Source organism: Acinetobacter sp. ANC 3781, from assembly GCF_004331285.1.
In the GTDB taxonomy this organism is placed as follows: Bacteria; Pseudomonadota; Gammaproteobacteria; order Pseudomonadales; family Moraxellaceae; genus Acinetobacter.
In genome coordinates this window covers 139,717-162,796 of the sequence record NZ_SJOH01000007.1, presented here as the reverse complement: position 1 = coordinate 162,796, position 23,080 = coordinate 139,717, and the positions used below count along the sequence as shown (strand labels likewise).

19 protein-coding genes are annotated in these 23,080 nt (G+C 39.6%); 7 read left to right on the top strand and 12 right to left on the bottom strand.

Annotated features, from left to right (window positions below; genetic code table 11):
* From hfq to tsaE, 4 genes are all read right to left on the bottom strand, one after another.
* Positions 1-345, bottom strand: a 345-nt coding sequence (gene hfq, locus E0H89_RS07345) for an RNA chaperone Hfq (protein ID WP_131215952.1), incomplete at its 3' end; no start/stop codon positions are given.
* Between the two features lie 91 nt (positions 346-436).
* The gene (gene miaA, locus E0H89_RS07340) at positions 437-1,381 is read right to left on the bottom strand and encodes a tRNA (adenosine(37)-N6)-dimethylallyltransferase MiaA (RefSeq protein ID WP_131215951.1); all 945 of its coding nucleotides are present in this window, start codon (positions 1,379-1,381) and stop codon (positions 437-439) included.
* Between the two features lie 6 nt (positions 1,382-1,387).
* A complete protein-coding gene (mutL, locus tag E0H89_RS07335) occupies positions 1,388-3,346 on the bottom strand; it encodes a DNA mismatch repair endonuclease MutL (RefSeq protein ID WP_131215949.1) in 1,959 nt (652 codons plus the stop codon).
* Complete coding sequence (tsaE, locus tag E0H89_RS07330) at positions 3,339-3,815, bottom strand: tRNA (adenosine(37)-N6)-threonylcarbamoyltransferase complex ATPase subunit type 1 TsaE (RefSeq protein WP_131215970.1); 477 nt, start codon at positions 3,813-3,815, stop codon at positions 3,339-3,341. Before tsaE ends, mutL begins: the two co-directional genes overlap by 8 nt.
* 151 nt (positions 3,816-3,966) lie before the next feature.
* Between tsaE and E0H89_RS07325 the strand changes: the two genes are divergently transcribed.
* The 3 genes from E0H89_RS07325 (at position 3,967) to E0H89_RS07315 (ending at position 5,855) form a co-directional block, all read left to right on the top strand.
* Positions 3,967-4,872 carry a pseudouridine synthase gene (locus tag E0H89_RS07325; protein ID WP_131215947.1) on the top strand — a complete coding sequence of 302 codons (906 nt, stop codon included), beginning with the start codon at positions 3,967-3,969 and terminating at the stop codon, positions 4,870-4,872.
* 114 nt (positions 4,873-4,986) lie between these two features.
* Entirely contained in the window at positions 4,987-5,322 is a 336-nt protein-coding gene (locus tag E0H89_RS07320) for a type II toxin-antitoxin system RelB/DinJ family antitoxin (RefSeq protein ID WP_131215945.1), read from the top strand.
* Positions 5,323-5,411: 89 nt separating this feature from the next.
* Positions 5,412-5,855, top strand: a complete 444-nt coding sequence (locus tag E0H89_RS07315; RefSeq protein ID WP_131215943.1) for a GNAT family N-acetyltransferase — start codon at positions 5,412-5,414, stop codon at positions 5,853-5,855.
* Here E0H89_RS07315 and E0H89_RS07310 read toward each other — a convergent pair.
* The gene (locus tag E0H89_RS07310; protein WP_131215941.1) at positions 5,848-6,558 is read right to left on the bottom strand and encodes a pseudouridine synthase; all 711 of its coding nucleotides are present in this window, start codon (positions 6,556-6,558) and stop codon (positions 5,848-5,850) included. The genes E0H89_RS07315 and E0H89_RS07310 overlap by 8 nt on opposite strands.
* 140 nt (positions 6,559-6,698) lie before the next feature.
* Between E0H89_RS07310 and E0H89_RS07305 the strand changes: the two genes are divergently transcribed.
* From E0H89_RS07305 to E0H89_RS07295, 3 genes are all read left to right on the top strand, one after another.
* On the top strand, positions 6,699-7,151 hold the full coding sequence (locus tag E0H89_RS07305) for a DUF441 domain-containing protein (RefSeq protein ID WP_131215939.1): 453 nt from the start codon (positions 6,699-6,701) through the stop codon (positions 7,149-7,151).
* A gap of 765 nt (positions 7,152-7,916) precedes the next feature.
* A complete protein-coding gene (locus E0H89_RS07300) occupies positions 7,917-8,624 on the top strand; it encodes a hypothetical protein (RefSeq protein WP_131215937.1) in 708 nt (235 codons plus the stop codon).
* 30 nt (positions 8,625-8,654) lie between these two features.
* Entirely contained in the window at positions 8,655-9,323 is a 669-nt protein-coding gene (locus tag E0H89_RS07295; protein WP_171459140.1) for a hypothetical protein, read from the top strand.
* Between the two features lie 66 nt (positions 9,324-9,389).
* Here the strand turns inward: E0H89_RS07295 and E0H89_RS07290 are convergent, their stop codons facing one another.
* On the bottom strand, positions 9,390-10,310 hold the full coding sequence (locus tag E0H89_RS07290; RefSeq protein ID WP_131215935.1) for a LysR family transcriptional regulator: 921 nt from the start codon (positions 10,308-10,310) through the stop codon (positions 9,390-9,392).
* A gap of 951 nt (positions 10,311-11,261) precedes the next feature.
* Positions 11,262-11,624, bottom strand: a complete 363-nt coding sequence (locus E0H89_RS07285; RefSeq protein WP_131215933.1) for a hypothetical protein — start codon at positions 11,622-11,624, stop codon at positions 11,262-11,264.
* A 450-nt stretch (positions 11,625-12,074) separates the two neighbouring features.
* On the opposite strand from E0H89_RS07285, the gene E0H89_RS07280 reads away from it, so the two are divergent.
* Positions 12,075-13,022 (top strand): 3-carboxyethylcatechol 2,3-dioxygenase, encoded by a 948-nt coding sequence (locus E0H89_RS07280; protein WP_131215932.1) that lies wholly within the window; start codon positions 12,075-12,077, stop codon positions 13,020-13,022.
* Positions 13,023-13,114: 92 nt separating this feature from the next.
* On the opposite strand, the gene E0H89_RS07275 is transcribed toward E0H89_RS07280, so the two are convergent.
* The 5 genes from E0H89_RS07275 to hrpA all read right to left on the bottom strand — a co-directional run bounded on the left by E0H89_RS07275 (position 13,115) and on the right by hrpA (position 22,803).
* Positions 13,115-14,830, bottom strand: coding sequence for a DEAD/DEAH box helicase (locus tag E0H89_RS07275; RefSeq protein ID WP_131215930.1), 1,716 nt, complete (start codon positions 14,828-14,830; stop codon positions 13,115-13,117).
* Positions 14,831-14,918: 88 nt separating this feature from the next.
* The gene (locus E0H89_RS07270) at positions 14,919-16,925 is read right to left on the bottom strand and encodes a hypothetical protein (RefSeq protein ID WP_131215928.1); all 2,007 of its coding nucleotides are present in this window, start codon (positions 16,923-16,925) and stop codon (positions 14,919-14,921) included.
* Between the two features lie 82 nt (positions 16,926-17,007).
* On the bottom strand, positions 17,008-17,766 hold the full coding sequence (locus E0H89_RS07265) for a lysophospholipid acyltransferase family protein (protein WP_131215926.1): 759 nt from the start codon (positions 17,764-17,766) through the stop codon (positions 17,008-17,010).
* Between the two features lie 11 nt (positions 17,767-17,777).
* A complete protein-coding gene (locus tag E0H89_RS07260; protein WP_131215924.1) occupies positions 17,778-18,887 on the bottom strand; it encodes a beta-ketoacyl-ACP synthase III in 1,110 nt (369 codons plus the stop codon).
* 28 nt (positions 18,888-18,915) lie between these two features.
* The gene (gene hrpA, locus E0H89_RS07255) at positions 18,916-22,803 is read right to left on the bottom strand and encodes an ATP-dependent RNA helicase HrpA (RefSeq protein WP_502698404.1); all 3,888 of its coding nucleotides are present in this window, start codon (positions 22,801-22,803) and stop codon (positions 18,916-18,918) included.
* Positions 22,804-23,080 lie beyond the last annotated feature (277 nt).

Genomic DNA, 23,080 nt, shown 5'->3' with positions numbered 1-23,080 from the left:
ACCACCGAAGCCACCTTGACCGCCAAAGCCACCACTTTGACCACCGAAACCGCCAGTTTGACCGCCGAAGCCACCTTGACCGCCTTGAGCACCAAAACTACCTGGAGCACCTTGAGCACCAGCAGGAGCACCAGCAGGACGTGGATTACGCGCAGGAACCACTGTAGAAATCGCATGTTTGTAAACCATTTGGCTTACAGTATTTTTTAATAAAACGACATATTGGTCAAAAGATTCAATATGACCTTGTAATTTAATACCGTTAACAAGGAAGATAGAAACAGGAATGCGTTCCTTACGGAGAGAGTTCAAGAATGGATCTTGTAAAGTTTGACCTTTAGACATGTTATAACTCCAAAAAAATTTAAAAATCAGCGCAAAAAACTATCTCTATTTTTCAATAAAAATTATAAAAAGATAGTTACTAAATTTTGCTTTATCCGTAACAGTTTCGCAAGTCTTCTTGAGCCTGCGTTATCGTCAAATATGTTTTAAAATTATGCGACTCTTGCAAAGATCTTAACCAAGTATATTGACGTTTTGCAAGTTGTCGTGTCGCAAACAAAGACTTATCCTCCATTTCTTGCCGTTTTTCGTTACTTTGATCACTTTTTTGCAGGAATTCTAAAGTTTGACGATAACCGACGGAGCGCATTGAGGGTAAATTATCATTTAAATCGTATTTTCCAATCAGACCTTTTACTTCATGTAAAAATCCGATATCCCACATAGTTTTAAGTCGCATCTCTATACGTTTATGCAATTCTACACGATCAGGCAACAAAGCATGATTATGAAAAGTGTAACGATATGGTACATTTTTAGGTTGTTCAGCTTGTAGTTTTGTAATCGGCTGTCCCGTGAGCTTAAATACTTCTAATGCACGAATGATTCTTTGCTTATCACTGCTTTTAAATTTCTGGCCAGCCAATGGATCTACTGCACACAATTCTGCGTAAACTGCCTCCCAGCCCTGCTGCTCTGCTTGCGCTTGGATTTCAGCTCGAATAGTCTGATCTGCACTGGGTAAATTGCTAGATAAGCCTTCTAGCAATGCCTTAAAGTAAAGCATGGTTCCACCCACCAAGATCGGGGTTTTACCACGCGCATGAATATCATCAATCAATGCATAGGCATCTTCGACAAAATTAGCTGCCGAATACACTTCCAAAGGGGTAATAATATCAATCAGATGATGCGGATAGCGTGCCTGTTCCTCTTTGGTCGGTTTGGCTGTCCCAATATCCATATCTTTATAAACCAGCGCAGAATCGACGGAGATCAGCTCAAAATGACCTTGCTCATAAAGTTCACATGCCAAAGCGGTTTTACCACTTGCAGTTGGTCCCATTAAATTGATGACCGGCAATTGATTTGACATGTACACCTACTCTCCTCGAGCAAAAAGTTTATCTAATTGTGAAAGTGGAAATGCACGCCAGGTTGGACGTCCATGATTACACTGACTGGCAAATTCAGTTTGTTCCATTTGACGCAGTAAAGCATTCATTTCAGAAAGACTGAGTATACGATGCGCACGAACTGCACCATGACACGCCATTCCCGCCAAAATTTGATCACGCTTTTGCAGCAAGCCTTGGGCTTTATCACTTGGATCTAAATCATTTAGCAATTCAGGTACTAAAGATTCAAAATCGGCCTTATGCAAAATGGCAGGCACCCCACGTACAATCACCTGTTCATCGCCATATTGGTCAATTTCTAGACCTAAACGTGCGAGCTGATCTTTCAGATCATCCACCCGCATGGCTTGCATACGACTGGTACTAATAACTTTGGGAATCAGTAATTGCTGTGAAGTCCAGAATTCGGGTTTATCCCAAGCGGCTTTCATTTGTTGCAATACAATCCGCTCATGTGCGGCATGCATATCTACAATAATTAAGCCTTCAGTGTTCTGCGCAAGAATATAAATCCCATGCAATTGTGCAATCGCAATACCCAACGGATGCTCATCCACATGAACTGCTGTACTTTGTTCGAAGTGATTCAACGCTGCATTGGCAGTTGATGATGTTGATTCACGTAATGGCGCTAAATAGCTTTGCAAGGCATTATTCAGTTGCTGGGATCCCGCATAGCGACTTTGTGAAGACTGAGATGAATATTGAACAGTTTGTGGACTGCTAGCGTTAAAATCAGTTAATAATTCAGTAGATGACTCAACTGACATGGCAGGTTGTAGAGTCTTCACAGCACGATGCAATTGAAACTGTTCCTGATAACGCGGATGTTGCGTTGGAGGATTCTGAGTAGTTTCATCCTGCGTTTTCATGGCCTGCGCTAAGTCAGCACTTGCCGTTTGAAACTGAGACAGGGTTTCTTTGGCAAAATGACGCACAAATTCATGCACTTCACGTTGATTTAGAAAGCGAATTTCATGTTTGGTTGGATGCACATTGACATCAACATTTTCAGGATCAATTTCTAGAAACAATAAATATGCCGCATGTTGATGACCATGCAAAATCCCGTCGTAAGCCATACGCAAGGCATGTGAAATGGTTTTATCTTTCACAATACGTCCATTCACGTAGACATACTGCAAATCTGCTTGTGAACGTGCATCGGATGGATGCCCGAGCCAGCCAGATAGACGCATGCTGATGCTATCTGCATCCATCCAATAGGCATTTTCAGTAAATTGGCGACCTAATAACTGCTGAACACGCTGAAAACGGAGTTCGCCACTATCTGCAACCGGCAAGTTCAAACGAATATTATTGTTATGCTCCAGAACAAAACGGATATCAAAATGGGTTAAGGCCAGACGGCGGACAATTTCTTCAATATGCCCAAATTCAGTCCCCTGTTTTTTTAAGAACTTGCGACGAGCTGGCACATTAAAAAACAGATCCTGTATCCGGATATGGGTGCCTTTTTGAGTCGCTACCGCCTGAATTTCCTGATGATCAAAAGCGGTACCATTTACTTCCACCTGATAACCGATACCTTCATCATTCTGGCTGCTGGTCAGGGTTAAACGGGAAACGGCAGCAATAGAGGCCAGTGCTTCACCGCGGAAACCCAAACTGACAATGGCTTGTAAATCATCCGCCGTTTGAATTTTACTGGTGGCATGACGCATGACGGCCAACGCTAAATCATCTGGATGAACCCCATGACCATTGTCAATGATTTCAATTAGGGTACTACCCCCTTGTTCGACACGAACAATAAGTTCAGTCGCACCCGCATCAATTGAATTTTCTAATAATTCTTTCACTACCGACGCTGGACGTTCAATCACCTCGCCTGCCGCAATTTGATTCGCCAGTGCAGGATTAAGGGTATGAATACGACGTTCGCTTAAATCATTACGCATTGTTAAAATGGCTCTCTAATGCTTGGTTTAATGCTGGTGATCCAAAACTTAAACTTGCTGTACGCGTCAGCTCATCTTCAGACTTTTCAATATTAATAATCAGGTCAGCGGGTGGAATTTCATCGCCACCTTTTGAAGGCCATTCAAATAAAAATAGCGCATTCGGTGTTTCCAGATAATCGCGAATACCCATCAGTTCCACTTCATAAGGATCATTTAAACGGTATAAATCGAAATGGAAAATGTTTTTACCATTAATATTGTAGGGTTCAACCAAGGTATAGGTCGGACTTTTTACCGCACCTTGATGCCCTAAACTATGCAAAAAATAACGTGTTAGTGTCGTTTTTCCTGCGCCTAAATCACCAATTAAATAAACCACCCCCGTGCTAAAATGCTGCGCCAAAACCTGTGCTAGATTTTGGGTATCGTTTTCATTGTTTAAGGCCAAATTAAATGAATACTGCATATTACTCACGACATGATTCCAAAGAACAATTATGATAGCATCGCACTGCTTTATTGCCCATGCTCGCACTTCTAAATGTGTAACTTTTCCTACATTTCATTGTAGATAGCTTTGATTTCTATACACGACTGATTAATCCACGACAAATCATATGACTCACACTGAATTTATTCCGCCTATGATTGCGGGTGTAAGCGCAAGTAAAGTGTTCCTTCCCAAAACGGCTCTAACACCCAATAGTGTGTATGAATATCTATGTCAACAGTTTCCACATATTGATGGATCTGAATGGGAACAACGTTTTGCTGACGGATTAATTTATGATGCTTCGGGTAATGTCTTAACCTGTAATGCACCCTATATTGAAAATAGCCACGTGTTTTATTATCGTTTTTTAGCCCATGAAATACATGTACCTTTTGAACATGAAATTTTATTTGAAAATGAAAATTTACTAGTTATCGATAAACCGCATTTTTTAACCATTAGTCCCACCGGACAATATGTTCAAGAAACCCTGTTAGTGCGGTTAAAAAAACAAACGGGTAATGAATTTTTAACCCCTATTCATCGGCTCGATCGTGAAACTGCTGGTGTAGTTTTATTCTCTAAACAGGTGTCTACTCGAGCAATCTATCAAGATATGTTTGCACAACGCCAAGTTAAAAAAACCTACCATGCGATTGCACCTTTTCATGCCGATATAACATTTCCCTGCTATACCCGTTATCGAATGGAAAAAGGCGAACCCTTTTACACTATGCAAGTGGTTGAAGGTACAATAAATAGTGAAACGGAAATTGATTTAATCGAACATGATTCTGCGTGGGCGAAATATGAACTTAAACCGATCACCGGTAAGCAACATCAATTACGTGTTCACTTAAGCAGTTTGGGCATTGCGATAAAAAATGATCCATTTTATCCTGCGGTACAGCATAAAAGAGAGGATGATTTTTCAACCCCACTTCAGCTTTTAGCCAAACATATTCGCTTCAATGACCCAATCACGAATCAAGAGATGGAATTTTCATCTAAATTTGAATTGACATTGTAATATTCTTGTCATTACAAATTATTTTCGTAAATATAGTGTATGAATATTGAAATCGTACTAGATTTGATTAAAATAAATGCTGAAAAGTTAAGTAATTAGACGTATTTAAAAATCATGAGAAAAACAGAAGTTTATCAAATAAGACTTGACTCCCAAGAAAAAAAACATGCTTTTGCAGTGTTTAAACAATTGGGGATTACGCCAGCACAAGCAATTCGACTATTTTTCAAACAAGTCGTGATAACCAAATCAATTCCATTTTCTATTGAAAATCAAAATATTAACATTGAACAACTGTATAAAATCCGTAAATTAAAGCAACAACAAAGTACGTTAGACGGTGAAGCAAATCAATCCGTGGAGGCTGACGAAGAAATTATTTTAGATGATGACCATTTAGACCTGTTTGAAGAACTAAATGCCATACTGGGTGAAAGTGACAAAACTTAACAGTGTTGCATTTACAAACAAATTTAAAAAAAACGAATATAAAAAATTAGTTATGCTTCATGCAAAGCAATAAAAGCATGGAGTATAGAATGATCGTAAGACGTGCAACTCTAGAAGATTTACATCCACTTTCAGTTTTATTCGATGAATATCGCCAATTTTATGGTGCTTCTTCCAACCTAAACTTATCTTATCAATTCTTAAAACAACGCTTTGAAAATCAGGAAAGTGTAATTTTTATTCATATTAAAGACGATGTCTTTACAGGTTTCGTTTTACTTTACTTAGGGTTTTCTTCAGTAGCGTGTTCCATCTATTATATTTTAGATGATGTTTATGTGACCCCGACCTTTCGACGTCAGGGCTCTGCAAAACAACTGATTGATACAGCCATTTTATTTGCACGCCATGAAAATGCACTACGCATTAGCTTAGAAACGCAAAAAACCAATTACCAATCACATCAACTATATGAAAAAATGGGTTTTGTGAAAGATGATGAATTTCAAACTTATCATTGCTTCCTTAAATAGACATACGTGTTTTGGCCAGCTCTACTTGATGATCAGTTAAATAAATCCACTTCCCTTGTTCTAATTCAGGAAGTGCCAAAGCACCAATCTGCTGACGATGCAGTCGTTCAACTTTATTTCCCACCGCTGCCAACATCCGTTTCACCTGATGATAAACACCTTGATGAATAGTCAACTGTAATTCATTTTCTGCATGTTGAATCACCTCTGTCGCTGCAAAAACACCTGATTCTTTACGTAATTCCACACCTTGCCGTAATTGCTGAATTTGTTGCTCTGTCACAGGATCGGCGGTTTGCATTCGATAGATTTTAGCTACATGTTTTTTTGGATGGGTTAGTGCTTGTAAAAATTGTCCATCATCCGTGAGCAATAAAAGCCCACTGGTATCTTGATCTAAACGTCCTACACATTGCAAACCACGGTTTATCAAAGCATCATCAAAAAGATCAAACACACTAAAATGATGAGTGGCCTGATGTGAACATTCGTAATTTTGAGGTTTATTTAAAGCGATATAAACCTTTTCACGATAATCAAAGCTTTCGCCATAGACGGAAAAACTTAAATTCTTTAAATTCAGTTTATGTTTTGCATTGGTGATAACTTCACCTTGGACGGCAATCGCTCCATTTTTAATGAGCTGCTGGCAATGTTTACGCGAACCAAAACCTTGCGATTGCAACATCTTTTCCAAAAACATAAACCTAACCTTTTCACTAACATAAAAAGCGCATTCTATACTGAATTACAGACTAATTTTATTGTTCCTAGGCTTTAAAGTAAATCTAAGCGCAAAACCCGATACAATAGAGCTTATTTTTTTCAATCTCCCTGAAAGTAATGTCCAATTTAGATTTAAATCTGATCGTCCTTCTGGCTTTATTGGCTTGCGGTATCTTTAGTCATAATAGTGCAGTCACGATTGCTGCCGGTGTTTTAATTGTTTTTCGCATTACCCCGCTGAGTGAATTTTTTCCTTATTTGCAACAACACGGTTTAAATATTGGCATTATTATTTTAACCATTGGTGTTTTAACGCCTATTGCTAGTGGAAAAATTCCGGGAGAGGCGATTTTAAAATCCTTTATGAGCTGGAAATCATTATTGGCTATTGCGATTGGTGTTTTAGTGGCCTGGTTAGGTGGGCGCGGGGTTAAGCTGATGAGCAATCAACCTGATGTAGTTGCAGGTTTACTGATTGGTACGGTTGCAGGTGTTGCTGTATTGCGTGGTGTTCCTGTAGGTCCTTTAATTGCCGCCGGTATATTGACCCTGTTTATTGGACATTCTTGAAAAAGTGAGCCTGATTAGCTGAATCAGTGAGATTATCTTGAGTCGCCAGTTTATAAAGTTCCTGCGCACCAAACTGTGTTACATGCTACATCGCAGCTGCGATCAACTCTAAGATCAAGCTTAAAATCTGTAACTCACCGACTTTAAAAGCATCTCTACCTCACTATCTTGACAATAAAAGGTTACATTTTGCGCAATCCATAAGTCAGATAAACTATTTTGCAGTTTCCGCTGCAAGCCCGGAAACTGTGAAGCACCACCCGATACAGCATAGCACACCATACCCCGTCTTCAGCCAACTTAACCACAGTCTCCTTTGGCTTGGGTAATGCTTTGAGCTTGCTCAGCCACCAATGTCATAACTGCATTCAGATCAAGTCCAAGCTTCAAAATAGCCATTTGTGGCTAAATGACTGACATCAGTTCTTGCGAAGGTCTTTTAGATTTAGACATAAGCGACCAAAAAAAATGCAGGAGATTTAAAGAAAAAGTGCTAATAATTTTAGAAGAAACTGGATAGGCTAACTCCGTGTCAGGGTACTGGTTTTAGCTGTTTTAAGGCACGTGATTAATTTTTCTATTTTCTGATTGCCAAAATATGAAGAAAGGATAGCTCTATGGTCTGATCGATCTGTGCTTTGCATAGTGAATAATATAATGAATTAAGCGAAAATTTCCTATAAAACATGTGTTTAAATTTCAAACAATATTATATTATTCACTTATAAAAACAGCACACTTATAATCATTATGAAATTCATCACTATGACCGTTATTGGCTTTTGCCTATTGTTTTGGGGAATCAATCAATATCAAGCCAAACAGGAACAAAATAAATATCAATACAGTGATAGTCCAATTCAGCACAGACAAGAAATATTACAACAGTTCAAAATCCTGCGGGCTTTTGAAACTGGTGATTCGGTTGCTTACAGTGAATTAATTAAACTACCTAACAATAGCATGGATGATCAAAACTTTAAGTCTCTTGTTTCTTCAATCTTACATCACAATATCGATCCTCTGATTCCTTTTAAACTACCCGATACTGTACTTGTGCAATGGTCTGAAGCTTATGTTCAGCAACTGCGTGATGCCCGGCGCAATAAAGCATGTGCTCTAATTACCTCACCTGGCCATAATAAAGATATTGCTCAAGTTCAGAATGCCATTTCTGAATCCACACAGCAAAAAACCATACTGGCAATCACAGCAGTACTGAAGCACAAACAAGCATCTGTGCCTTATGATGAAAATTTCGCTAAAAGCCAATGGTCCGAAATTTCTAGAGACCTTCGTTCTGAGTTTGGTGATGATATTTGGTTATTGCATGATATTGCTGGGGAAAATCCAAAAAGCTGTGACGTCATTATACGTAGTCTTGAGGTGATGTTAAGTCGTCCAACACTACAACAACAAAGTGCAGCATTGCGTCTATTCTTCAAACAGCATGACTCGCTTGTTATTTTTTAAACCTAATATGCACTAATAAAAGGAATAATTATGGAACTCTTAAAAAATATAAATATTTTACAAAAAACGCAGGTCTTATTGTTTGGGGGATTAATACTGGTTCTTACTGCTTGCGCTAAAGTTTCTCATGAACCTAAACCTGGTGAGTATGGACAACAACTCATAGGTAGCTATGACCTCACCCTTGAAGAAATTGAGGCACTCAACAACACCACAATGCCTAAACCCGATATAGATAAACGCCCCAAACTCTCAATCGGCTATGAAGCAACAGCAGCCAATAACCCTTACCGTTTTGTTATGGTAGCACGTGGCTATGCTATTGCAGATGGTGAAGTAGAATTACGCTTTATTGGAGGAACTGAAAGAATGAGCGGAAATGGCTATCACCCAGAAGCTTTCCGTGAAGATGATACTCATAATTATAAAGCCAACGAGCCTGTCTTACTGGTACTGGCTTCGGATCCATTTTCTGTTGATGCTACACAAGATACATCAGACTCAAGTTTTGCCACCCATGCTGAAATTACCGAGCGCAGCAACTTTCAGTTTCAAAGCGTGCAGTTACAAGTTTGGGAAGGAAAAGGTTCCAAATATTCATGGACTCGATATTTAGCCATTATGGCAATCTTTCTCTCGATATTTATCTTTATTCTTACGCGCACCAATCTGATTGCAGATGTATTGAGCCGTAAATAATCAATTTAAGGCATACGCAATATACAAACGTATTGAATATGCCCAGCTAAAGTATTCAAGTACAGATCAATTCATATAATACTGATTCCGTTTTTGAGAAAATTTAGCCAATTGCTTTAAGAAACCTTCAAAATAACTTTTCTCTTTTTCTTCGGTCCTATAGCCTGCATATAAAGTACGGCGCAAACCACTAGCAGAGACACAATCTAAACGGCGTGATGAGACCCAGCCCTTTTGTTCATATTCATTTACAACCCAATCTGGTAATGCAGCAATCCCACGACCACTGGCCACCAATTGAATCAACATCTGGGTCAAATCTGTAGTCCGTATCTGTTTCGGTTGAATATTTGCAGGAATAAACAGTTTCGCCATGATATCTAAACGATGCTTGTCTACCGGATAAGTAATCAGTGTTTCCTCAGCCAATTCTTGCACAGTGATACGTTCTGCACGTACGAGTGGATGAGTATTGGATAAAACCAGACGTGATTCATATTCAAAAATCGGGAAATATTCAATCCCTTTTAACGCAATCGGGTCAGCGGTAATTAATAGATCAAATTCTGCATTTTGCAAAAGCTCATGCGGATTGGCTTCAAAACCTGAAGCAAAATCCAGGTCTACATCTGGATATAAATGACGGTACTGATTAAGTAAAGGCATTAACCAGTCAAAACAACTATGACATTCAGATGAGAAAATAATACGCCCGGTCTGACCATGTACAATACGAGTAATGTCTGTTTGGGCAATTTGAATTTGTGGCAATACATCATCCGCCAATTTCAGCAAACGCTGTCCAACATTAGAAAAAGTCACTGGACGACTGCGGCGATTTACCACTTCTACCCCATACCAATGATCTAGTTCTTTAAGTTGATGAGAAATTGCTGACGGTGTTAAACACAAATCATTGGCTGCAGCCACCAATGAGCCATGCTCACGTAAGGCAGTTAAAGTTTTTAAATGACGAATTTCTAACATGAGCAAGGATCCAGCAAAACATCGTTTTGCCCTTGCGCAAGACTTACAGCTATGCTGGAAGTGCGAAGGACAATAAAGAAAGTAAGCACTGCCTGAATGCAACACGGGATGCTATGCTTCGAGTGGCAAGAATCAGACGAACCTATAAAAACGATATTCATAATATTTTCAACTCTATTGAAAATATTATGAATATAAAAAATGAAACTTATCCGAGTGCAAGATAGACTAGCTTTAATATACGTGCAGAAAACTTATAAAAATAATTTTGCTTAACCACAAACACTCAGATAAAATCCAAGAAATAATGAATATAATTCATCATACCTTAAAATTAATTATTTTTCTTCATGTTAACTTTTATTCGATGGTGTTTTAACCAAAATAATTTCTGTGTAGGAAAAAATCATGAGTCTTGCTTTGTCACATTCTTGGCTATCTACATATTGAAGTAAAACATAAATTTAAATTTGCTCATGAAAAATTACTGGAAAGATGCATTTACTCAAGTCGAATTTTCTGCCTAAGCAAAAACTTACTTTACTGAGACATTCAAGACCACTTGTCATAAATCACAACTATGGATACAGATATCGTCCCCCTTGAAATCTTACATTCTGGTCTACCGCTTCTTAAAGTCTGCCATGAACAGGAGCTATGTAAATGCGATTAGTCCTGAGTATCTCTGATATTCAAAGTTCGACAACATACTTAGTGATTAATGAAACTTTATAAACCATCCCTGCTGAACGCTTATAGGTAATCCAGACTTTGGTTTAAAAACACTTAAGTGAACTGAAACAAAAACAGCATGGCTGCATGCATGAAAATAGCGAAAGAAGTTCATGAAGAGTTGACTGAAGCTGCTTAATTAATTGCAGGTAACTATTTCACAGCAAAGATAGCCCCTTTTTAGGGGTTATTTTTATATGAAATAAAATAAATTATCTGTTAAGAAAAGCGATAATATTGTGCAGTACTAAAGTCATAAAAATTTATGGTAGAACCCGAAATCGTAATCTCGAAATAACTTGAATTTCCATAATGATAACCTTCGTACTTTTTTATTCCTTTCTTTTTTAAACTGATAAATTCACTATGACCATAATCATATAAATTAAACTCTCGGCCGGTATGTCGTCCTTCAAAAATTACCGATCTCTGATAATCAAAAAGTTTAGCTTCCTGTGCGTTAACATTTCCGCTAATTTGAGGATATAGGCTTTCGTTATAATCATAAATATTGGATTTAGTGTTGCCAAACTCTAGTTTTGCCACTACTAAAGCTAAGGCTGCTCTCTGATACTGTTTCATAAATTCTTCCTTTTTATTGTTTTAATTGTCTCGAATAATATAAAAAATCATCCTGTTTTCTATTTTAAAACTTATTCAAATTGTTCTTATTCAGAAACACCATAGCAAATTCTTTTTTCAACTCAAAGTATTACTTTTCTAATGTCTTAAATTTAATGTTAAATAATCTTGCTCATACTGCCTTTAAGAATCCGAACATCTTTAAAACTTTGGTCTTAGCTATGCAAGAATTAAAACTAAACTTAGGATGAAATTTTCAAGACTCTCTCTCTAACATCCATCACTAATAAAATAAAATATTGTATTTCAATACTCTAAAACAAATAATCCAATTTTCTCTATTTAATCTGAATATTTTTACTATGATTCGATCAAAGATAAATATTGTATTTACCTATCCGTTTATATTTAAGCTCAAATCATTGATCAATGCAGATTTGAGCGAAAACAATGCCGATAAAACTCATTTGTGTCTCGCACACACCTTTACTGGATTTTGCATCTCCTCCTGCAGATATAGAAGCAGCTGCACGTCAAACATTTCAAAAACTGGCAGAACAAGTCAAAGCCTATGATCCCACGTTAATTGTGGTCTTTGGTCCAGACCATTTTAATGGCTTTTTTTATGACCTGATGCCAAGTTTCTGTGTCGGTGTACGTGCAACTGCTGCGGGTGACTGGAATTATGGACCTGCCCCATTAAATGTTCCAGAAGATAAAGCCCTCGGTTTAATTGAACACTGTTTAGAACATGATGTTGACGTTTCCTATTCATATCGTATGCAAGCCGATCATGGTTTTACCCAACCGCTAGATTTACTCTGTGAAGGTCAGCTCGATCGTTATCCCGTCATTCCGGTATTTATTAATGGCGCTGCTGCACCGATGCCACGGACCAAGCGTGTAATCGAACTGGGTAAGGTAATTGGTGAATATCTTAAAACCTTAGATGAGCGCGTTTTAATTATTGGTTCCGGTGGTTTATCCCATGATCCACCGACCCCTCAAATTAGCACTGCCCCCCCCGAAGTTCAGGAATTCTTAATTGCGGGCCGCAACCCGACAGCAGAAGCACGTGAGCATCGCCAATCCAAAGTCATTGCAGTCGGACAACGCCTAGCCGATGGTGACTTATCAGCTGCGCTTCCATTGAACCCGGAATGGGATAAAGACTTATTGCAACGCTTTAAAAATGCAGATTTTGATTATTTAGCCAGTATGAGCAATGAAGAAATTCGTCGCGATGGCGGACGGGGTGGTCAGGAAATCCGTGCCTGGATTGCGGCTTTTGCTGCACTTTCTGCAAGTGGCGAATATGATTCGGAGGTGCATTATTATGAGCCGATTCAGGAATGGATTGCAGGTATGGGCATGATGACCGCTGAACCCAAATCATAAACTTTTATCAAGTCATAAACATTCATCTAGCAGCACTCATTTAAATAAAAAGGACATCGAATGATGTCCTTTTCTGATCGAAGCATTGAAACTTATTCAACAAAAAGTAAAGCCAAGCGCACCTGATCATAACCCATACGCGGTGTAGTCGCTTCCACAATTGGGCGCAGTTTAATCACACCATCTTCACTAAAATGTTCAGGACTTTGACGCTTCATTAAGCGTTTATAAATTTTACGCACTTGTTCAACCACTTCTTCACCCGGGTGAGCGACAGAAATATCCAGGCCCTGCTCTTTATGCAATTTCGCTAAATGATTAATAATGGTTGCCGGCGTTAATCCGCGCTCAACCGCAATATCCTGAATTTCATAACCTTCAACGAAAAGTTCACGTGTTTCATCCAGGGTCGCAGTGGCATAATTGGTTTTGCCGCCACTTTTTGCAATTTTCTTTTCATTGCGCTGAATTTCAGTTTCATTCAAGGTACCGCCGCAATGACGAATAAAGGCTTTATGTTGCGGCGCCAAATCAATCGACTCAAAGTGATTTTCTGCTTCATTGGATAATTCCTGAAAACGTCGATCAGCTTTAATCGCTAAACTATCCAGTTCCAAAGCCTGCTCATTAATTCCGAGCAGTTTTAATCCACTTAAAGCTTTTAGACGCGATATTGCGACATAGCCCTGACCTTTTTCAAAAGTGTGAGCCAGATTGATTTCAGCCGCTTCCAAGGTCATGCCCTGAGATTTATGAATGGTAATCGCCCACGCCAAACGCAGTGGAATTTGCTGAAAACTGGCAATGGTTTTACCGGCATCGTTATCCACCGACCAAGTTTCAGGCGCAACAATCAATACCGTACCATCAGTGAGCTTCACTTTAGGTAAAATGCCATGATCATCATCTTCTTCAAAGCCAATCACTTCGCCCAAACTACCGTTGATATAACCCATGTCAAAGTTGTTCTTTACAAACATCACTTTGGCATTTTTCTTTAAGGTGAGATTTTCAGGCGCACGCACTGACGACTTTAAAGTTTCAATCAGTTTGTCATTACCATCACACACGGCTTCAAACTGCCGCTCATCCGCTTCAATGGCATTCAGATGCTTAAAATTAATCACATCCACATCCATATTGTGGGTATACAAGCGCGTGAAGGTTTCACCAATATCTTGCTGGCGGGTTTGTTCTAAAGCTTTTAAATGCTCAGCAGTAATACTTTGACTACGAATTGCATTTAAAATGTCATTTAAATAATCATTGCCTTGACGATGTTGCTCTGTTAAATAACAGACCCGAAATTTTGCTTCAACCCAGGCATCTGACATAAAGCAGAATTTATCACGATTACGTTCATCATTTTTACCCACTGGCGGCAACTGAAAGAAGTCACCTGCGACAATGACCTGAATGCCACCAAAGGCTTCATCACTTTCTTTAAAATATTTGAGAACTTGATTGACCAGATTCAACTGCTTGGCATGCAACATTGAAATTTCATCAATAATCAGCACTTGGGCATTTTCTAAATGCTCTTTTAAATATTTACGCTCTTTCATGTTCTTTAGATCGGCATCGGATAAAAAATCCTTGATCCCAATCCCGGCCCAGGTATGAATAGTCATGCCGTTCATATGTGTTGCAGCAATACCAGTCGATGCAGTAATGGCCACCGGTACTTTACGGACTTTTAAATAATTGATGTACTGATTGAGAGTATAGGTTTTCCCTGCACCAGCCGAACCTGTTAAAAAGACATTTTCGCCCGCTTTTAAAAGCTTGAGTGCAGTTTCTTGTTTCATAAGACCTATAACCGTAAATTAACGGCTATAGCCTAACGATTTTTTCCCTAAAAGTTAAGCACAGAAAAAAGTTTAACGACAGTAACTGTCACTTAAACGATATTAACTGTGTATTTAACCAGGAGATAAATTGTAAAGCGACATTCACAAAAAAATATTCAGCTTTTCGATTATGTGAATATTCCAACTGGTCATAGACCAATTGCCCGCCCTGTAAGTGACAACCTAAAGTCATATGATGCATACCTGTTTCAGATGTCATATGAAAAGCCACATATTCTCCATCAATAATTCGCTGTGCATAGCTGACAGCTAGGCAGTGATGACACCATGTTGATTCTTCAATAATTCGATCTAAGTCTGCCAACTCTTCAAAACTCCAACCTGCGAACTGAATCTTTTTCTCAACCATCAGCGGTTGCCATACAACTTCGACATAACTTTTCTTTAACTGCGCAATAATTTCCTGTTTCTGGATGTGATCATGCCAATGAATCGCTTGATGAAACAGCCCCATCCATCTGGTACTTTTGAGCACCATTTTATTGTCGCTAAAATAATCAACCAAATAATCCCGCACATAGGAATCAAAAACTGACACTTTTACATGTCGCTCACGTAAATAAAAGATTTGCCGAAACTTATCCGGCTGCATTTTATAGCGTTGTAATACTATATAAAAATCACGATTTTGATGGGTCTCAGGGCGGATATATAACATTAAGTCTTCAGGTAAGGCGTGCGTTATTTTCTGTAGATACAACATATAAGCTTGTATTACCCAACTTAAACGTAAATAGACCCTTTTTACGATTTGCTGGTTCCCTCTCACAACATTACGCATGAGCTCCATCCATTCATCCAAGTACAAAATAGAAGGACTGATTGCAATACGATGATCATCCAAGGCTTGTCTCTGACCTTTAAGCATTAGAGTAAGATTGTTTTTATGCTCAAACCAAGCTTCTTGCATCGCAAAATAGTGACAGCTATAAATGAACATACGTGCTGAAGAATGCTGAAAATACTGCAAGGTAGCTAAAATGACCTGCGGATGAACTTGACTGGTATCCACAAAACTTAAAGCTGTCACCGCTACCCTGACACTGCTGTGTTGAATATGGCGACTGAGCCAATCCACCACCTCACCCGATTGTTTAAACAACCAGTTCACCGCACGAGGATAGTCAAATATTGGCTGTTTTGCGACTTTCTTTTGCCAAACTGTAGAGGTCGCATAAAGAAAATTATGCTTTGACAATAAATCATCACGCTGCCAAAGTTCACGGCGCATTAACCGTACGAAGCCTAATAAGTGTGATTTTTCTTCTGCATGACGATATAACAACTGAATATCATCTTGATGTTCCATCAACTCATTTAAATTAAAGCGCTCTTCAAATGACAATGCCATAATTCGATACATGGCAGCAGGTAAAAACTGCTGCGCACTAAAACAGAATTCATCCAGACATTCCATCAAGGGCTGGATCGGTAAAAACTCCTCACCACATACAATTTGAATCGAGCAAACCTGTTGCAGCATTTGTACAACAGTTTCAGGCAAAGCCATTTTTTTCATGACATAATTGGTCAGCACTTTCGAGTGATAAATCTTTGCATTCATCATCAGCTGATCGATAATTTCAGCTTCATCTACACACAGACATTTTAAATAGGCACTGACCCGTTCTGCTCCATTGACCCATAAATAAGCCTGATCGAGTAACAGTTGCCGAAGTTGCTGGGCTTTTTGGCGTAAAAATAATGAATGTTGGAGCTTTAAATCACCCGTTAAAAAATATAGATCATGCAGAATAAATTCTTCAACTAATTCTGCATGTTGCCCCAAATAAGTAAAATCACACTGCAAGATTTTTTTCAGATCTGAGGCGGGCGAATGAAATTCGAGTTGAAACAAACCATTGGCTATTTTTACGACATGCCGCTCTTGATCAATACGAAACATATTTTGCACATTCAGATCACCGACAATATTGAGCTGATCTTGAAAAATTTCATTTAGACTTTTAGAAATTCTGAGTAACTGTTTCGCAATCAATGGATACTGCGGTACTAAACGATCCTGTTTCATACTCGCCTCAAATTAAACAACCATCCTGAGATGTACCTAATAATATAGTAAAGCTACTCTCTATGCTGACTTAAGAGTTTAATCAAACTTTCTTAACTTCACGTTGTTGTTTTAAATGTTCTAAACCGGCATAAATTTGTTGCTGAATCTGATCGCGAAAATCTTTCAATTGTTCAGTATCTTTAATATGCATTAAATTTTGTCGCGGCATAAATTGAAAATAAAAAGGTAATCGTTTCGGGATAATATTTTTAGGCAAGGAAGGAATCACATCGCCATGTCGGAGTAATTTATCCAGTTGAGGTACTTTCAAAAGCTTTTGAAACCATTGACTTTCAATAATCAAATTAGCATCAAAACCGAGTTCAAAAACTTCATCCCCACCCAAAGTTGCAAATGGAACAATCTCGTAGTTAAACTCTTGCGCCAGTTTTAAGAAACCATAACGCTGCTTCCAGATCAGCTGATAAGCCTCACCTTTTCTTTTTAGGACTTCTCGCCCTCCGCCAGGAAAGACCAGAATTGAATAACCCTGTTGCATCGCAGCACGGATATATTCTTTTTTACCATCGACCGCACCAAATTTTTTAAACAGGGTGCGCCAACCTGGCAAATAAAAATGACCATGATCAGCAATACTGACCACAGCCACCTTATGCTTGTTATAGAGGTAATCAATCAGGATGGGTGAATCAAATATTCCATACAGGGTGTGATTACCGACATACATTGCAGGTTTGGATGCATCAATATGTTCAGCACCGAAGAAGCTGGGTGTAAAATACTGTTTGGACAACGCACTTAGGCATTTGATCCATTTTGCATCATGCTCAACCTGCAATATAGTGTTCCTTATGCAACAACGTGTTTTTGTACCAGAATTGAACCGACAGAATAACCTGCACCGAATGAGCAAAGTACACCGTATTCGCCGTCATTTACTTCATGTGCAGTACGGTGTAACGCAATAATTACACCTGCAGAAGACGTATTGGCAAATTCATCAAGAATAATAGGCACAAGTGCACGGTCAGCATCTTTACCAACCACGTATTTCAAGATCAGATCATTCATGCTGGCATTAGCCTGATGTAACCAGAAACGCTTCACATTGGTCGGTGCAATCTGATTTTTCTCAAGTTGCTTGGTAATGATTTTCGCAACCAGTGGACAAACTTCTTTAAAGACTTTACGACCGTCTTGCTGAAAAAGTTTGTCATCTACAACTGCATCTTCACTACGGTTCAAGTAACCAAAATTATTGCGAATGTTGTTTGAAAATTGGGTGAATAAATGCGTATCTAGAATTTCAAAACCGGTTTTAGTGGTGGTTTCTTCAATAATAGAGGCTGTTGCGACATCACCAAAAATGAAGTGGCAGTCACGTGATCGGAAATCAGTATGACCGGAAGTAATTTCTACATTCACCAGCAGTACACGGCGTGCGCCACATTTGATGGCATCAGCCGCCTGTTTTAGTCCAAATGTCGCAGCAGAACAGGCGACATTCATGTCATAGGCATAACCTTCAATGTCTAAAGCCGTTTGAATTTCAATGGCTACAGCAGGATAAGCACGCTGAATGTTAGAACATGAAAGAATCACAACATCGATATCTTCGGCTGTAACACCGGCATTTTCCATCGCCTGTTTGGCTGCTGTAACGCCCCATTCTGCCTGAATGGAAAGTTCATCGTTGCTGCGTTCACGTAAACGTGGATATAGACGTTTTGGATCTAGGATACCTGACTTTTCAGCCACATAACGACTTTTAACACCCGATGCTTTTTCAATAAATTCAGCATTTGAACCAAGACGTTCTTCAATTTCACCCGCTGCGATTTTTTCAGCATTGTCGTGGTTAAACTGTTCCACATAAGCATTTAAACTTGCAACCAATTCTTCATTACTAATAGCTTCTTCTGGGTGATAAAGGCCAGTACCTGTAATACGAATGCCCATGTAAAACTCCTGCTAATATCCCGCTATGTTAACTGATGCCTAATTGATTCCATACTTTTTGCAATCGGGTTGGAGAAATCGGCATCTTTGTTTTCATTGGCTGGGAGAACAAAGAAATGCGAAATTCTTCAATCATGAAGTACAGTTCTTTCAGGCGAGCATCATTTTTAAACTTAAATAATCTTTCCATCCATGGATCAACTTGATCGATGGCAGAATTGTCCCTTTGTAAGTTATTGGGCAAGCGCTCCAAACGCAAAACTAACGCCTTCAAATAACGGGGAAATTCCTGCCAGATGTCCGTAGATTTCACATACACACAGTTGGAAAGATTCATTAAATCAAGCTGATCTTCAATGTCATCGATATTTTTCCCAAAAAGAGAATCGTCTAAAACCAACAATTTCCGACGAATATCCTGCCACTGGATATAAATATCACTTAGTACTAATAATGCCTCTTGTCCATTCGTTAGGAAAGATTTTTTTACATTTAAAAGCAAGTTTTGAAACTCTTCAGCATTGACAGGAAGTTCACTTATTGTCATCTGAAGTGTCGCATACACTAACATTTGTTCTAATTGAGCTTTGTCACCGAGTGGTGAATAGGCCAAAGCCAGTGGTTTTGAAATCTGTTTTTTCAGTTGACGAACCAAATCACCCAACTGCATGTAAACCAGGCGAATCACCCCTTCACGATGCTGGCGAATAGCTTCAGCCTGATCATTAAAGGTTTGAATGACCACACCAGATTCATCTTTTGCATCCAGTTCTGCAAATGCTTTGGTCGGAACCAAGGCTTGATATTGCTTAACAATCACCCCTGTCACTTTTTGCGATGCTTCAAAAGTAAAATTGTCCGGGAAGGTTTTAAACTCACCTTTAAGTTGCTTCACTGGACTATGCGTTTCGGTACGACAACGTGCTTTAAGTTCAGCCAGATCGCGGCCTTTTTCAAGCACCCGGCCTTTTTCGTCAATGACTTTAATGAACGGCATCAAATACTGATCAACCCGATCAAAGGAGAAATCTTTTGCGGTGATTTGTTCACCACGTAACTGAAAAGCTAAATAATTGAAAATGTGCTCACGTAAATGTACCGCATCTATCCCGCTCATTAGCTTACGCGCAGTATCCGGAATCGGAACCAGGTTACGACGCTTATCTTTAGGCAGTGATTTTAACAATGCTTCAATCAAATCCTGACGCCAGCCCGGAATCCCCCATGACCAGATATTTTCATCCACCTGCGGCAAGGCCTGTACCGGAATTTTAACCGTTGCACCATCTTCATCATGGCTCGGGTCAAAGCGATAGCTCGCAGCCAGACGTAAAGAACCGTTGTGCAGATAGTCAGGAAATTGCTGCGTGGTGGGACGATCATTCATCCACAACGCATCATCATCGACAAATAAATAGCGTGGATTTTGCGGTTCAACCGTGGCACGCCAGTCTTCAAAGGTTCGACGGCTGGCGACCTCTTCCGGCACTTTGGATGCATAGAACTGATAGATGGTTTCTTCGTCCACCACCAGATCCCGACGACGCAGTTTATCTTCCACCCGTTCGACTTCTTCAAGCTTAAGCAAGTTATGCTTCAAGAATGGTGGTGTAATACCTAAATGCCCCGTAGTTAAGGCATCTCGCAGAAAAATTTCGTGCGCTGCCGGCTGATCGACTTTTTCATAATCCATCAAACGTTTAGGCTCAATAATCAAACCAAACAATGAAATCTGGTCATAACAATTGACGATGCCGGCTTTTTTCGACCAGTGTGGTTCAAAATAGTGATGCTTGAGCAAATCGGGCGCTGCAAGCAGAATCCATTCAGGTTCAATTTTGGCGAGCGTACGCAAATACACCTGAGAGGTTTCTACCATCTCAAAGGCCATGACCCAAGGCGTATTGCTCTTATGCAAGGTCGAAGCGGGAAAAATACGGGCTTTTTGTTGGCGCACTGCCATAAACACATTACGTTCATCGGTTTTGTTAGCAATAAACGAAAGCAAACCGGTCAACAAAGCACGGTGTAGATTTTCATAACTGGCTTTTTTATCATTAAAGGAAAGCTTTAACCCTTGAGCCAATTCAGTCAATTGTTCATGGGTTTTTTTCCACTCACGCAAACGCAACCAGCTTAAAAAGTGCTGACGTGCAAAATTACGACGTTTATTTTCGTTCATAGACGCACGATTATTTTGCAAGGTTTCCCATAACTTGATGTAGAACAGGAAGTCAGAATCAGCCTCCTTGAATAAGGCATGTTTCTGGTCGGCTTGGGTCTGTTTATCGGCCGGACGTTCACGTGGGTCTTGTACTGCCAGCGCAGCCACAATAATCAGCACTTCATTCAGCACACCAAAATGCGCGCCACCCAAAATCATGCGGGCCAAACGCGGGTCAATCGGCATCTTCGCCATTTGCTGACCGATTTTGGTTAATCCGCCTTGTGTTCCCAATTTTTTAGAAGTACTAGATTTTGAGGATAATTTTTCTTCCTCAGCTTTAGGAGAGTTTTTCTCATGCATTGCCCCAAGCTCAATCAGCAGCTTGCGGCCATCATTCACCAAGCGATGATCTGGCGGCTCAATAAAATCGAAACTTTCCAGCTCGCCCAGATTCAGACTTTGCATCTGTAAAATCACAGAGGCTAAATTGGTACGCTTGATTTCAGGTTCGGTAAATTCAGGACGGCTGAGAAAATCTTCTTCAGAATACAGTCGAATGCACACACCCGGCGCAATACGGCCACAACGCCCTTTACGCTGATTCGCTGCCGCTTGCGACACAGCTTCAATCGGTAAACGCTGTACACGAGAACGATAACTGTAGCGTGAAATACGGGCAAAACCGCTATCAATCACATAGCGGATATTGGGAACCGTTAAAGCAGTTTCGGCCACGTTGGTGGCAATGATAATGCGTCGCCCACTACCGCCCGGATTAAAAATCCTTTGCTGTTCAGCTAAAGCCAAGCGTGCATATAAAGGTAAAATTTCGGTATGACGCGGACCATGCTTTTGCAAAGTTTCTTGCAGTTCGCGAATTTCCTGTTCGGTACTGGCAAAAATCAGGATATCGGCATGTTCGGGATGACCTTTATCCTGAGCATCCTGAAAACACTCGTTGACCGCCTGAACCACTGCACGTGGCAGGTTCTCTTCAAAGTCATCAAACTCATCGTCATCACTGCCGCCAATCGTCATTTCTGAAATCGGACGATAACGCAGCTCTACCGGGAAACTACGTCCTTCAACTTCAAAAACCGGGGCATCAAAAAAGTAACTGCTAAAGCGGTTCACATCTAGGGTTGCTGAAGTAATGATGACTTTTAAATCACGACGCTTAGGCAAAAGCTGTTTGAGATAACCCATGATAAAGTCGATATTGAGTGAACGTTCATGCGCTTCATCAATAATAATCGTGTCGTATTTGGTGAGGAATCGGTCATTGGACAATTCAGCCAGCAAAATACCATCGGTCATTAAACGGACAATGGAGTCTTGTGAACCCTGTTCATTAAAACGAATTTTAAACCCGATTGATTCACCCAGTTTTTCACCGACTTCTTCAGCAATACGCTGCGACACGCTACGCGCAGCCAGTCGACGAGGTTGGGTATGCCCTATCATGCCGGTTAAACCACGCCCGGCAAGCATGGCAATTTGCGGTAACTGGGTAGTTTTACCCGAACCGGTTTCACCTGCCACAATAATCACTTGATGCTGTTGAATTGCTTTAATCAACTTGTCTTTATATTGGGTAACCGGCAGGTCTTGATTCAGTTTGATGTTCGGTACACGGGACAGGCGCTCACGAACTTTATGATTCGATTTTTCTAATAATTCTTGATATTGCGCCTCACTGGCATCTTTACCTTTGCGTAGCCGATTTAAACGATGACGGTCACGTGCCATGACCCATTGATCTACATTTAAATGACTTAACACAGATAATCTATCCCAAAACGAAAAATTGAACTGAATATTTTACGCTGTAACGCTCTCGAGAGAAAGACAAGCAAATGTTTATTCATAATGTTTGATGTAAAGAATTTCAAAACTATGGAAAATAGATTTCAAGTAAAGCTAAATCGACTGTTTATATTCTTTAAAGATATTCAAATACTTCATTTTATGATGATAACTTAGCACGCCAATAATTTATTCCAGAAAAATAAGTTGAATTAAAAAA

What these genes read in the sequence shown, in the direction of transcription:
- E0H89_RS07285 (WP_131215933.1), bottom strand. Translation starts at nt 11,624, where the DNA reads ATGAAACAGTATCAGAGAGCAGCCTTAGCTTTAGTAGTGGCAAAACTA.
- E0H89_RS07300 (WP_131215937.1), top strand. Translation starts at nt 7,917, where the DNA reads ATGACCGTTATTGGCTTTTGCCTATTGTTTTGGGGAATCAATCAATAT.
- tsaE (WP_131215970.1), bottom strand. Translation starts at nt 3,815, where the DNA reads ATGCAGTATTCATTTAATTTGGCCTTAAACAATGAAAACGATACCCAA.
- E0H89_RS07315 (WP_131215943.1), top strand. Translation starts at nt 5,412, where the DNA reads ATGATCGTAAGACGTGCAACTCTAGAAGATTTACATCCACTTTCAGTT.
- E0H89_RS07295 (WP_171459140.1), top strand. Translation starts at nt 8,655, where the DNA reads ATGGAACTCTTAAAAAATATAAATATTTTACAAAAAACGCAGGTCTTA.
- miaA (WP_131215951.1), bottom strand. Translation starts at nt 1,381, where the DNA reads ATGTCAAATCAATTGCCGGTCATCAATTTAATGGGACCAACTGCAAGT.
- E0H89_RS07290 (WP_131215935.1), bottom strand. Translation starts at nt 10,310, where the DNA reads ATGTTAGAAATTCGTCATTTAAAAACTTTAACTGCCTTACGTGAGCAT.
- E0H89_RS07270 (WP_131215928.1), bottom strand. Translation starts at nt 16,925, where the DNA reads ATGAAACAGGATCGTTTAGTACCGCAGTATCCATTGATTGCGAAACAG.
- hrpA (WP_502698404.1), bottom strand. Translation starts at nt 22,803, where the DNA reads ATGGCACGTGACCGTCATCGTTTAAATCGGCTACGCAAAGGTAAAGAT.
- E0H89_RS07305 (WP_131215939.1), top strand. Translation starts at nt 6,699, where the DNA reads ATGTCCAATTTAGATTTAAATCTGATCGTCCTTCTGGCTTTATTGGCT.
- mutL (WP_131215949.1), bottom strand. Translation starts at nt 3,346, where the DNA reads ATGCGTAATGATTTAAGCGAACGTCGTATTCATACCCTTAATCCTGCA.
- E0H89_RS07310 (WP_131215941.1), bottom strand. Translation starts at nt 6,558, where the DNA reads ATGTTTTTGGAAAAGATGTTGCAATCGCAAGGTTTTGGTTCGCGTAAA.
- E0H89_RS07280 (WP_131215932.1), top strand. Translation starts at nt 12,075, where the DNA reads ATGCCGATAAAACTCATTTGTGTCTCGCACACACCTTTACTGGATTTT.
- E0H89_RS07275 (WP_131215930.1), bottom strand. Translation starts at nt 14,830, where the DNA reads ATGAAACAAGAAACTGCACTCAAGCTTTTAAAAGCGGGCGAAAATGTC.
- E0H89_RS07260 (WP_131215924.1), bottom strand. Translation starts at nt 18,887, where the DNA reads ATGGGCATTCGTATTACAGGTACTGGCCTTTATCACCCAGAAGAAGCT.
- E0H89_RS07320 (WP_131215945.1), top strand. Translation starts at nt 4,987, where the DNA reads ATGAGAAAAACAGAAGTTTATCAAATAAGACTTGACTCCCAAGAAAAA.
- E0H89_RS07325 (WP_131215947.1), top strand. Translation starts at nt 3,967, where the DNA reads ATGACTCACACTGAATTTATTCCGCCTATGATTGCGGGTGTAAGCGCA.